The following is a 12,429-nucleotide window of genomic DNA, read 5'->3' on the forward strand; positions in this document are numbered from 1 at the left end:
TCACAGCTATCGCCTGTCCACGTGTAGGCTGAAGCGTGCAACGACGAACCTCATGGTAACGTCTGCAATAAAAATGCCCGCCTTTCGTGGCCCACTTCACCCTTGGTCTGATCGCTAGCCGTGCCGGCAAGACAAATATGAAAACCTGCTGCGGTTGTCGGGCACCGCAGACATTGCGCTGCTGTGGGGAGTTTGCGACAAATTGGAGGACACCGAACACGATTGGCGGTGTCCGCGCAATTTCAGCCGATTCCGGGTTGCTTTCGCTCCTGAAGCAGTCAGCGAGCCACGCCCTTCGTCGTCAAGGCGCTCGCCGCCGCTCAGCGCGCCTGCGGCGGTCGCTCGCGCGGCGGACAAGATCCACCAGTCATCGGTGCTCCACCTTTGCGTCGCGGCCGGGTCGCCTTATTCAGGACTCGAGCGAATTCTCTTTCCAACACCCTGACACGAGCGCCATCTGCATGACGCAGAGCGTGAATAGAAGCCGCGACAAAGTTGGCGGGTCGTATTGCCTGACCTGAGGATGTAACCTTCCGCTTGACCGTTGTAGCTTCGGACTGCCGGGCTGAGGTTGCATCATGGGGCGCAGATCGGAGGCAATGGGGACCTCGCGGAATGCCCATCACAGCAGCGGCAGGCGCAGTCCCGGGATCACCCGCGCCGCTGTACCTTTAGCCGTACGCGGGATGATCGTCGGCTGCCTTGCGTCTGGGCGACTTCGTTCTTCATCTCATCAGGTGAACACTTCACTCCGCGCTTACCGGAATCTCACGTAGGTCTCGCTCTCGTCTGTTCTCGCGCTGGCGCGGCTATCCGGCCATTCTGGTTAGCGGCCGCGAGCATAGGCGCGACGGCAGCCAGAACGACTGGTCGCGGGCAGCGGGCGAAATAGACATGTTCGGTGCAAGACTGGGTCTGGCCGCGGTCCGCATCACATGGACCTCATAACCGGCTTTACGGCCAAATGAACGCAATGCACGACGCAGACGCGCGCCTCGATTGCGAGGCCAAGCGGAATGAGACTTGGCTCGGAGATATCGCATCCGACGTGGCAGATGCGGCCGCGGGTTTATCTCCTTCTTCGACCTTTGTCAGCTTCTCGAAAGCCAGCATCTTTAGCGTCTGAACTTGGCCTCTCGATGACGCAGCTACCCATCTCTGAATTCGTGACGAACCCAGCTCATTCCCTGGGGAAGATCTTCAAGAGGCCGTTGTTCTCATAACAGGAAGGAGAGCTTTATGGATCCGAACCCGATCGATAATGCCCGTTCACCAGAATCGCCTACGGCGCACGTCTGGACACAGGAAGATCGTGATTTGTTCAGTCAGATCATGAATGAAGCTGAACCATCATCATCTGCCGCACCTGAGGAAGCGGTAGATGTCTCATTCGCCGTTCCACAGAGGTTTTCACACGGTTCGCAAATCGCCCCCGACGCGATGGTTCAGAGGCTATTCCACCATGGTCTCTTGCCGGACGCGGACCAGCGGACGATGACTTATGAAATCCTAGGTCACCGCTACACGGCCGGTTTAGATGAGTCCAATCGTGTTCGTCTTGTTCTTAACCCTGCGGAGGACCAAGTGGTTGGGGCCGGCCGGGCGGGGGTACCTGACTTCGGAGCGTTCTTCTCGGAGAACCGGCGCTTCGGAACGCCGCTACCACAGCAATGGGCGACACCTGCCCTAATGGACAAGCTGCGCCAAGAAGGTTTCATGCCGACCGCAGATAACTCCACCACAATCCTACTCAACGGACGGGCCTACAAAGCCGAATTAACCGAAGGAGGGTTCGTTAGGCTTACACGGGAGCCAACCCGGCTGTGAACCGATCGCGCGGGGCTGGAGGGCTGCGATCACTTCGGTTGTCCTTAGCTGGAGCGACATTCGCCGCCCAATAGTGGATTAATCGCGCCGCCAGTGGGTACGCATCCCCGGGCCCACTGGCAGCCCAGGAGATGAACGGTCATCCTGGCCGTTTCGTCTCGTGACGCCGGCCTGTCAACCCCACCCTGCCATATTGCTCCGGTATTGCATCATCTGAGGATGTTACTTTCGCTTGATCGATGTAGCTCCGACTATCGGCCAGTCCGGGATGGCAGCATGCCGCGCAGGATCGGAAGTTACTGGAGACGCGCGGAATGCCCATTCCACGTGGCCAGCGCCGCAGCTTTAGCCGCCGGGCATAATCGTCTCGGCTGCTTTGCTTCTGAGCGATCCCAACAAACTTTGCAGGATGGTGTCGTGCAGGCCGAACTGTTCGGAGCGTTGCTTCGCGAGGCGACCGGGAATTGCACGGTCAGACCGGGCTCGGCCGCAAGCCAGCACTCGATGTCGGCTGGGTCCGCGCAAGTTGGGTAGCAAAACCGGTGACCTGGAAGGGGTTACTCGGAAACGGCGTAGGCTCTGGCGATGCGAGCCTAGATTGCCTTGGCGGACGCGCGAGGTATTTTCAAGGAGATGGCAGCAAAGGTCGCGTAGCCGCAACGACTGTCGCAAGTGGCTGCGCGCAGCGGTAGGATCGCGTGAGCGTATTTTCGGTCGGCAGTCCGGCCAATTGGCACTACCAGATCTGGGCGTTTTGCAAGCAGGACCTTCGCCTTAGGATCACGGCAAAGAGCGCATGCACATAGGTGTGCGCAAACAGCTTCGAAACGCGGAAAAGAACGCCATGGCGAACATCAATCTCAGCTCCCAATCCATTGCAGGTGCACGCGCCGGACAGCGAGCCATCACCGCCCTCAAAGTCATCAAATGCAGAGCGCTGGCCCCGAGACGTCGAGGTTTCCAGATGACACGCGGAATGAAGCCGATGGCGCGGATGGTCGCAGCAACAAGGCGCGCGCTCGCCATGTACGATCTCGACCGGTGCTGCGCAATCTGGTGGCTCTATCGTCTCCACTTCGGATTCACCGGCGACGTGATGTTGGGGCTCGCCACGGTCTCGGTTGCCCAGGAGAGATCCCGCTGCGGAATTTAGAAATCGTGCATCGAGCGCGTCCCAGCTCGGTCGCAATGGCGCGCACAATCGGCCTTGAAGCGAGCTCCGTCCGGGCTAAGAGATCGATAAGAGATCGAGCTGTTATTAGTGGAACGATCTTTTATTCGGGGGATGGAATTGCGCTCCCCTTGTCCAAGTTGGGTGATATGCAATCGCAGCAACCCGGCGTATAGCGTGATCTCGACATACCAATCCTCGGCGGCAATTGCGCGCCGAGGACTGGTCATCAGCAAACTTCAGAACGGCATAAACAATCTGAAGTCTGGAGCCTCCGTATTGAGGTCCTTAATCGAGCTTGTAAGAGGCCTGAAAGAATGTGCCCCACCGTTCCATGCTGTACTTCGCAAATCCTGGCGGTAACCTGTCGCAGCCGGGTTCGCAGTTCCTGCTTTCGGCCTCCTTATTCGTCCACATGGCCCAATAGCGGCCTCCAACGCCTAGACTGATATTCTTGGTGACAAAGTACGACAAAAGGCCTTCAATTTGGACTCCGCCGCCACCATTGCCGTATTGTTCAGAAAAGGTGGTCTTATCTCGCAAGAGATGATAGTCGCGGCCTTTGAAATCGGTCCAGGGCAGGTAAGCGACGTCAGCATTCAGCCGCCAGCGCCCGGTCAGCATAGTTTCGGCGCTCAAGCCGATTCGAGGCGCATTCCATTGAGTATCCTCCGCACCGATGATTCTAGTGTCGCCCGGCTTGAGGCATGCTTCATCCTGAGGGGCGACCTGAACGCAACCCATGGAGTCTGAGCTCTGGCTGTAATAGGCCCAGCCTATAAATGCACCGACCTTGTGGTTCGCGCTGCGCAGGAAATCGTAACCGGCGTCCGCCGTGTAATATGCGAACCTTCCGTTTGACTGACCTGAAAGAGTATTTTCGTACGGGTACCCTTTGTGCCGGACCAGCCAATCCTCATCGTTCATCTTCCCCTTGTTGAAGCTTCCGATGCCAAGGTTTCCCTTCAGGAACGCTCCCCAGGGACTGTCGACACGGCCGAATACCTCTCCCGAAAGCCCGTCCAGTCCTTGATAAGTGAGCCGCGATAGGAGTAGGCTGGGGTCTCCGGCATAGCTACTCTCAAGTGCGCCATGATCCCACTGGAATCGTCCCCGGCTCAACCAGAGCCGCGAGCCGCCTTCGAACGACCAACCGGGCGCGTAGGGAATGGGTGGTACGCTGCCCGCTGATTTCGCATACGGCGCATTGGGCCTTGGTGCGGTCTCTGGGTCCACGCCAAAGTGGTAGTTCAGACCAACTCTTCCGAAGTGATAGTTGCTGGACAGGCTGGTTGTGTTCGCCGGCAGAATCGCAGGCGGAGATAACTGTACCGTCGAAGCGGTGGCGACACTCGGTCCGGCGAAATGCAGATACTCGTACTCGACATTCACCGACCATGCAGGCGTAAGGGCTTGCTCGAGACCGAGCCCGATGACGCCACCAACTCGGCCATAGTCGAAATGGGTTTTCTCCTGTAGCTTGTCCTTCGGTTCCACGTTGTTGACGACGTCGCCCCGATTGTTTTGCCAGGCGACGCCTGCCTTGAGATAGGCAAGCGTCTTCCCGAGCGCGCCGAAGGCGTAGCCGATGCGGCCGGTCCCGGTCGTAAAGAGGTTGGGACCTGCGTTGCAGTTTGCGCTTACAATCAAGTGGGAGGCGGCTAGGCAGGTGTTTGAGCCGTTGGCGGCAGCCGCGCTGGCATCCAGTTCGAGGCCGAACACCCAACTGTTATTCTGCCAATTGTAGCCGATCTGGCCACCCGCGACGAACGATGGAACATCGACGACGCCGCCATAGATCGACGGGCCAAAGGGATTGCTAAATGAGGTTCGGCCGTACCCGCCGCCGCCGTGCCCGCCAATGTAGCCTCCAGACCAGTTCCACACCGCTGCTGGCAGTACTTGTCGCTCGAGCTCCGCCATAGCTCTACCCGTTGTGACGAGCGCCACCGTCGTAGCACCCAAAAAGAGAACTCCTGATCGCATAATGATTGCCCTGCACTTTGCCGAGACGCGGTCCCGCTCGCTAAGTATCGCCGCACGGCAAATCGTCGGAGCGACCAGACGCGTAATGACGCGCCGGGGCGGCTCCGAAGATCACCGCACTACGATTGGTGATGAGGTCCTGAACGAAGCAAGCGGCGTGCCGGACTAATTCGTATCTTCTGCACGCGTTTTCTAAGAGTGTGTCGCGTCAACTTCCTTACGGTGGTTTGAACGCGAACAATTGACCGTCGATAGCCCTACATTGCGCAGCAAGAACGCGCGCATGTGCGACGTTTATTTTTGTTCATTGAAGTGTGCGCGCACCCGTTCCGCTCTCACTGCGTAATCTAAAGTGCAATCTTCTTGTCTCCGCGCCAGCTGCGGTGATGGCAAGCAGCTGGTCGTTGCGAGTACAGCTCGTCTTAGTTTTTAGAAGTGTGATCGAGCAAGAAAGCTAAGAGTCCTGCCCGGACCGCTTTAGCGGCGCCCGTCGTCTTGCGGCTTTCGTCACCTTCGTTGCGTCCTTGATCGCGTAGGAATAGTTGACCGGAACGAGGGCAAGACGGATAGAGCGCGGGCCGAGCTCTATCACTCTTTAGCGGCTGAAGTCATAGCCAAAACAGGTCTCAGGGTCGCGACTGAATAGGAAAGGATCTTCTCTGCGCTGCGCGCGAAAGTAGATCGAGGGGCAAAGATCAAGTCACAAGCGATCCTTATCAGGTGCTGTTTGTGAACAGCACATCTGCGACTCTGACGTCAAGCGGCACAATCAGCGTATGCTAAGATGCTATCAGGCATAGTTTCTGCAACCATGTCAGCTGCGGTTGGGAATTGATTGAGCATCATCAGATTGTGAAGTAAATGCGAGATCGGGCACACCCGCGGAGATCTTGCCTACGTTAGGCTCTACAGATGTTGTGAAATCCACGTCGCGGCTATACGGCATGGAAAGCACATTCCGGGCCTTGGGCCACCGCACTCTGCACGCCAGAGATGTCGAACAACGCTGCGCTCGCAACAATTTGTAAGCTCGAGGAGGCAGCAAGAAAAGCTGGGTCGGTCCATGGCCGTAATGAGTTGCCGAAACTCTTCCCGTAAATTTCGCAGGCGAAATCAAGTTCTTCAGACCGCGAGCTCGATCCATGTCGCCTAGCCCGTTGGGCATCAACACTCACGGATGGTTCTTTATTCCGCGATAGGTCACACGTCGGATCGAATAAGAAAGTAATCGTAAGTCAGTTCTTTACCAGGTTGTACGTGACGCGCCGTTAGAAGTCAGCAAAGATCGTGTTGATATGTGTTTGGCTGATTGCTGTTGTTCATGAAGCGGCGTTGTCAGCATTGTACTTTATAACACCGCCATTTGGCGTTGTGGTCTCTTGGATGGGCAGGCTTACCAAGTAGAGCTTGAAATGTTGGAGCTAGAGCTTCGTACTGCTCAGGCGTCACCGCGATGTCAACGATTGGGTTGTGAATCCAAATCAGCGAAGCTTTAGGCAGACGCCGATGTCGGCGAATTAGGCTGCGGAGATCGCTCGGCTGCGCCAGCAGAACGAACAGCTGCGCTGGAGCGCTATCTTACAAAAAATCGACCGCGATCGTTGCCGGACCGGAACTGCCATTTCGGATGTCTGCAGAGACCTCGTCGAGAGCTTAGCAGAGTCCTACTCGATGCGCGCCCAAAGCGCTGCACGGTTTACCTTTACTGCAACGTTTTCAGCAATACCCCTTCGCGCAAGGTTTGCGAGGTGAGCCACATGCTCAAGGCAATTTATGCCTAGCAGAGTTGTGAGTGGCCGAACGAAAGGCGCTAACGATGGTCGAAGATTTACGTAGCGCGACGATGTGCAAGGTGGCCGTTCTGCAACATGTCGCCTTTACCAAGAACCGCCCGTCAGGTTTGAGACTGACGTCCGAAAGTCGACACTTAAATGGGTTGGGAACGCCGGAGAACCTCGCATTTTAAAGCGGCATGCTGCTTGCTCCATCGAAAACCAGCGGACGCAATTCCGGCATGCCTGCGCTTTGAAGCCGAGTGTGCATCCTCCGAATGCTTCCACTCACCTAGCAAGATGCTCAAGGCTGGCTACTTCAGGACAACTCCCATGAAAAACTCTCTTTTTGTCGCAGCCTCGCTATCCATGAGCTGTTTGATGGCCGCGGGGCTGTCCCCGACGCTAGCGCCTGCGAGCGGGGCTGAAGATCCGTTTCTTTGGCTTGAGGAGATCGAAGGGTCGCGCGCATTGGCTTGGGCTCACACCGAGAACGATAAGACACTCAGTGCGCTCCAATCTGATCCACGTTACCAGCGCTTCTACGGGGAAGCGCTCCACATTCTTCAGGCCAATGACCGGATTCCGTACGTCTCAATGGGACGGCGCGGTCTCGACAATTTCTGGCAGGACGAGAGCCACGTGCGCGGCGTCTTGCGGCGTACGACGCTTGAAAGCTATCGCAGCCAAGCTCCTCGATGGGAGACCATCCTCGACGTGGATGCTCTCGCTGACGCGGACAAGAAGAACTGGGTTTTTAAAGGGGTGAGCTGCCTTCCGCCCGAAGAGCGCCTATGCTTGCTCAACCTGTCCGAGGGCGGAAAGGACGCTGTGTTCGTCCGGGAGTTCGATGCAGTTGCCAAAACCTTCGTCACAAACGGCTTCGCACTTCCCGAGGGAAAACAGCAGGTCACTTGGGTCAATAGCGACACGGTCCTGATTGCACGCGATTGGGGCGAAGGGACCATGACGCAAGCCGGTTACCCTTTCGTTGTGAAGGAGCTCAAGCGCGCTCAGTCGCTGGCGGAAGCGCACGAGGTCTTCCGTGGCGAGCCGACCGATGTCGAGGCGACACCATTCGTGCTGCGCGACAGTGAAGGCACGATCCATGCGACCGGCGCCGACCGCCGCATCAGTTCGTTCGAGCATGAGTATGTTCTCTTTGGCTCCAAGCCGATTAAGCTCAATCTGCCAAAGAAGTCGACCATCGGGGGCATCGCGAGTGGTCGCCTGCTGGTGACGCTAAATGAAGACTGGATGCCGCCGTCCGGAAACACCCCCTTCTCAGCCGGCTCGATCATCTCGTATGACCTGGCCGAATGGAAGCAGGATCCGCTGCGCGCCACGCCCACCCTCGTTTTCAAGCCTGGGCCTCGACAAGCGATCAGCGGAATCACCGCCACAAGAAACTTGTTAATCCTGACGATTCTCGACAATGTTCAGAGTAGGGCGTTCGTCTACAAGTACCATCAAGGCGCCTGGCAGGCCACGCCGATCCCGCTTCCAGATAATGCGAGTGTCGGTGTAGCTGCGGCATCGGGTGAAACCGACGAGGCGATGTTCACCGTCTCCAGCTTTCTTAGCCCGACGATGCTCTGGTACTTCGACGCCGCAACCGGTCGCCTTGAGACCCTGAAGACGACACCTCCTCGGTTCGACCCCTCGAGACATGTCGTCGAACAATTCGAGGCAATCTCGCGCGATGGCGCCCGCATTCCTTACTTTCTGCTACGACCCAAGAGCGCAAGGTTTGACGGATCAACTCCAACGCTTCTCTACGGCTATGGTGGGTTTCAGATTCCGCTCGTCCCCTCTTACGCGGGCCTCACCGGACGACTCTGGCTCGAGCAGGGCAACGCGTATGTTGTCGCGAACCTGCGCGGCGGCGGTGAGTTCGGGCCCCAATGGCACCAGACTGCCCAAGGAGCAACGAAGCAGCGGACATGGGATGATTTTATCGCCGTCGCGGAGGACTTGATTCGGCGCAAAATCACTTCTCCCCGCCGGCTAGGCGTGGTCGGCGGTAGCCAAGGAGGCCTCCTGGTAGGGACCGCAATCACCCAACGACCCGAGCTCATCAATGCGGCCATCTTACAGGTTCCGCTGTTCGATATGGTTCGGTTCACCAAGCTGGGCGCCGGGGCCTCCTGGATCAGCGAGTATGGCGATCCCAGCATTCCCGATCAGCGCAAGTGGCTCGAGGCTTACTCGCCCTATCAGAGGTTGGTGCCAGGCAAGACCTACCCGGCCCCCTTCATTCTCACGTCCACCAAGGACGATCGCGTGCATCCAGCGCATGGCCGCAAGGCAGCGGCAAGGCTCGCTGCGTTGGGCCAACCGTACCTCTACTATGAGAATACCGACGGGGGGCATAGCGCCGCCGCCAACCTCATTGAACAGGCACGGCGGATCGCTTTGGAATATACGTACGCATCCCGGCGGCTTGTCGATGAGTGATGGCGAGGACTAAGATCTACTTCAATGATGACGCTTGACGGACGACGTTATCGGCAGCGGCGTCAGCAAGCCCGTCTTTGCTCATTCTCGGCGGGCGATGGTATCTCGCTGGCGATGAATGCGAGCGATCGGCTACGTCCGCCGTCTCGCCTATAGTCTCTGTAGGTTACTCAAGGCCGAGTTCTCGTAATGCCCACGAGGCATTTCGTGTGAACAGCCCTCAGGGCAAAGCCGCTGCGTTAGCCTCTCGATCCCATGGCCAACTTCATTGGCAGTGCGGATGCAGATAGGGATAGCGCCTTACTCATGAAGTCGCGCCAGAACAGCACTGAGAGCATGTTCTGAGTGGTTGCAGAAATTACCGTGGCAGTTTGAGCCGGTATTGATAGCCCACACGTACCATTGATCGATTGCGCAAAGGCCTGTCAGCTTGCGGTAAGCTATCACCGATACAGAGCCCTTGGGGTTAACGGGATGTGGCAGGGACAGCGCTTTTGCTCCAGACGCGATCCGCGCCGAGTCACTTTCCGCTAGTCTCAACGGCAGTGCGGATGTGGTAGGGACTAGTTGGCCTGGTTTCACGCCCGGGTCGGTTAGTACCGAGCCGCACCCGCACTGCTTTACATCTAGCTCCAACCGATCGGGGTCGCTATCTCGACAAGCTTCGCAGGTACTCTGGCGAAGGTCGGTACACCACCTGAAGAGGTGAGGGCCACGGACTTCCTTCTCTGCCGCAGCGCGCGCAATGAGTGGTGTTGGACACTACATGCCGCCACGAGAGTCGCCTGAATCGCGAGTTCGGCCGCTAGCGCTTCGGCGATGAAGGCTATGCCATGGTGGAGCTGGTCGCGTTATCTTGACGGTCTGCACTTACTCTCAGTGTCTTGCTGACGTCGATGCAACAGGACTGACGGAGGCGGTAGGTCGTGTTCCCACTTGTGGTGTAGCTCGGTCCGAGCAAAGCCGTCCGCACGCGCGCCATCCAATCGCGCCGTAGCGGGCGGACGGCTTTGGGGGTGGTCACCCTCGGCTGCAGCGCTCCCACATAACTGGCGGCGGGCGGCCTGGATAGCGCCGGGCAAGTTGAACGCCTTCGTTGATGCTGGCTCGCCGTATGGGGGGCCGGGTGAAGATTGAACTTGTGGACAAGGTAAGGCCCGCTTCGAACATCACCATTCAGGAGCGTCGATCAGCAGACGGGCTTGATGGACATGTCTCCATGATCCTCGGGAACGGCGTGCTCTACGATCCTGATCTGGAGCGTTTCTTCCGCGATCTTCCTCTCAATGGCGTTCGCTCACCTGTCGCTGAGTAATGCTGAGGCTTCGTGCTTTAAAGGCGCTCCACGCGAGGTTAGCACAGCAAGTGTCGGATACTCACCAGATTGGCGGCAGCGAAAGGACCAAGACTGCTGCGAACACGAACCCAGCCGCGATGTTGAACATCGTGAACTTACGCGTGGCAATGCGGGCATTGACAGATATCTGCACACATAGATCATCGAGGTAACGCTCGGTAACGCTGTGGTTTTCTTGCGGCTTATAGCGCTCCGTTACCCGCGCATGATAGCGCCCGACCGGTATCTCGGCGACGTGCCTCCAATAGAGAAGGCTTTTGTCGTCGTCATCTTGCTGATGAAAGCGGTCTAAGATCTGTGGAACGAACGACAGAATGCACACAAGACCGGCCGCGGCGAATAGGGGCAGGGCAACACAGAAGGCTACAGCGTAGCCAGCGGGCAGGGTGGCCTGCCCAGTCAGCAGGTTTATGGAGCCGATGATCCATGCTGAGGAAAACGTCAGCAACGCAGCGTTCTTTGTCTCCGCGAATCTAACGAAGTCGATGTTGCGGCTAAGTTGGGTTGAGAGGAGTTTCTCAAACGCTTCTTCCTGGTCGTCCTTCATCGTTCGCCATCAGGTTTGTGTGTCGACGAGCGAGTAGCTGGTGCTTCTGCCGCCGGCCGCATCTTTCTTGAGGATGCCGTGTGCAATCAGTTCCTCAATGTCCCTTGCCGCCGTCGCCTGGGACACCTTCGTGAGCTTTGCCCACTTCGAGGACGTCAGCTTCCCCTCAAATCCATCGAACACGCGGTTGAGGACAATCCGTTGACGTGCATTGAGCTGGCGAGCCGCGTGACGATCCCAGAAGTCCGCTTTGCGGAGGATTCCCCCGAGAATGGCATCCGCGCCATCAAAGGCGCGATCCAGGCAATCGAGGAACCACGACATCCAATCGGTGATGTCGAGGTCTCCTTTCTGGGTTCGTTCGAGGATGGTGTAATAGTCACTCCTCTGGCGCCGGATCTGCGCGGACATGCTGTAGAACCTTTGCGCGCTCTGTTCTGACCGGGCGAGCGCAAGGTCAGCGATTGCACGGGCAATACGGCCGTTTCCATCTTCGAACGGATGGATGGTCACGAACCAAAGATGCGCGAGAGCGGCCTTCAAGACGGGATCGATGCCGGCGGCCTCGCCGTTGAACCACTTCAGGAAACCTCGCATTTCCTCATCGAGACGATCGGCCGTTGGCGCTTCATAGTGCACGCGCTCACGACCCATCGGACCCGAGACAACCTGCATTGGCCCGGTCTCGGCCGTGCGCCACGCGCCAACCACGATCTTAGTCATACCGCTTCGACCGGTGGGAAAGAGCGCCGCATGCCAGCCAAAGAGGCGTTCAGCTGTGAGCTCGTCCGCGTAATGTTCGGTGGCGTCGAGGATCATCTCCACCACCCCTTCGACGTAGCGGTCGGCCGGGGTGAGGGCACCAATGTCCATGCCTAAGCGACGGGCAATGGACGACCGGACTTGGTCACGGTCGAGAACCTCACCTTCGATCTCGCTCGACTTCATCACTTCTTCGGTGAGGGTCTGAAGAGTAGCTTCAGCTTTAAGCTGGAAGCCGAGGCGCTCCATGCGGCCGAGCAGACGACCCTGCTTATGACGCACGGCAACCAAGCGGTCGGCAATTCCTTGCATATTCCAGCGGAAAGTCGGCCATTGCGGTAATTCATGGATATACGGCATAATCTCATCATTCCTTGCAGAGATTATGATGCGTATTCTCATCACCGGCAAGCCTATTCTCCCCAAAAGGTGCAGAGGAAAGTACGGCCGACCTTTGCATGGCGGACCCGCAGAAACTGCCCCGCCGTGTCCTTAAAGGTCTTGCGTTCGCGAGGACGAACTTCTTGATCACTGCGAACGTGCTTCCCGT

At 57.7% G+C, this 12,429-nt stretch carries 7 protein-coding genes; 4 read left to right on the forward strand and 3 right to left on the reverse strand.

Annotation, left to right across the window (positions count from 1 at the left end):
- The first annotated feature begins 1,239 nt into the window (after nt 1-1,239).
- Entirely contained in the window at nt 1,240-1,827 is a 588-nt protein-coding gene (locus ACNJYA_RS08125) for a hypothetical protein (RefSeq protein ID WP_439402416.1), read from the forward strand.
- An 844-nt stretch (nt 1,828-2,671) separates the two neighbouring features.
- The gene (locus ACNJYA_RS08130) at nt 2,672-2,980 is read left to right on the forward strand and encodes a hypothetical protein (protein WP_439402417.1); all 309 of its coding nucleotides are present in this window, start codon (nt 2,672-2,674) and stop codon (nt 2,978-2,980) included.
- A 306-nt stretch (nt 2,981-3,286) separates the two neighbouring features.
- Here ACNJYA_RS08130 and ACNJYA_RS08135 read toward each other — a convergent pair whose 3' ends face one another.
- A complete protein-coding gene (locus tag ACNJYA_RS08135; RefSeq protein WP_439402418.1) occupies nt 3,287-4,921 on the reverse strand; it encodes an outer membrane beta-barrel protein in 1,635 nt (544 codons plus the stop codon).
- Between the two features lie 2,168 nt (nt 4,922-7,089).
- On the opposite strand from ACNJYA_RS08135, the gene ACNJYA_RS08140 reads away from it, so the two are divergent.
- Together ACNJYA_RS08140 and ACNJYA_RS08145 are read left to right on the forward strand one after the other, a co-directional pair.
- Nucleotides 7,090-9,213, forward strand: a complete 2,124-nt coding sequence (locus tag ACNJYA_RS08140) for a prolyl oligopeptidase family serine peptidase (RefSeq protein WP_439402420.1) — start codon at nt 7,090-7,092, stop codon at nt 9,211-9,213.
- A 1,126-nt stretch (nt 9,214-10,339) separates the two neighbouring features.
- Entirely contained in the window at nt 10,340-10,528 is a 189-nt protein-coding gene (locus ACNJYA_RS08145) for a hypothetical protein (RefSeq protein ID WP_439402421.1), read from the forward strand.
- A 61-nt stretch (nt 10,529-10,589) separates the two neighbouring features.
- Here ACNJYA_RS08145 and ACNJYA_RS08150 read toward each other — a convergent pair whose 3' ends face one another.
- Together ACNJYA_RS08150 and ACNJYA_RS08155 are read right to left on the reverse strand one after the other, a co-directional pair.
- Entirely contained in the window at nt 10,590-11,117 is a 528-nt protein-coding gene (locus ACNJYA_RS08150) for a Pycsar system effector family protein (RefSeq protein WP_439402422.1), read from the reverse strand.
- A gap of 9 nt (nt 11,118-11,126) precedes the next feature.
- Complete coding sequence (locus tag ACNJYA_RS08155) at nt 11,127-12,239, reverse strand: Fic family protein (protein ID WP_439403396.1); 1,113 nt, start codon at nt 12,237-12,239, stop codon at nt 11,127-11,129.
- Nucleotides 12,240-12,429 lie beyond the last annotated feature (190 nt).

Source organism: Bradyrhizobium sp. BLXBL-01, assembly GCF_051853025.1.
Classification (GTDB): Bacteria; Pseudomonadota; Alphaproteobacteria; order Rhizobiales; family Xanthobacteraceae; genus Bradyrhizobium.

Bases quoted from the DNA above. Each gene is read 5' to 3' on its own strand.
- ACNJYA_RS08150 (WP_439402422.1), bottom strand. From the start codon at position 11,117: ATGAAGGACGACCAGGAAGAAGCGTTTGAGAAACTCCTCTCAACCCAA.
- ACNJYA_RS08130 (WP_439402417.1), top strand. From the start codon at position 2,672: ATGGCGAACATCAATCTCAGCTCCCAATCCATTGCAGGTGCACGCGCC.
- ACNJYA_RS08140 (WP_439402420.1), top strand. From the start codon at position 7,090: ATGAAAAACTCTCTTTTTGTCGCAGCCTCGCTATCCATGAGCTGTTTG.
- ACNJYA_RS08135 (WP_439402418.1), bottom strand. From the start codon at position 4,921: ATGGCGGAGCTCGAGCGACAAGTACTGCCAGCAGCGGTGTGGAACTGG.
- ACNJYA_RS08125 (WP_439402416.1), top strand. From the start codon at position 1,240: ATGGATCCGAACCCGATCGATAATGCCCGTTCACCAGAATCGCCTACG.
- ACNJYA_RS08155 (WP_439403396.1), bottom strand. From the start codon at position 12,239: ATGCCGTATATCCATGAATTACCGCAATGGCCGACTTTCCGCTGGAAT.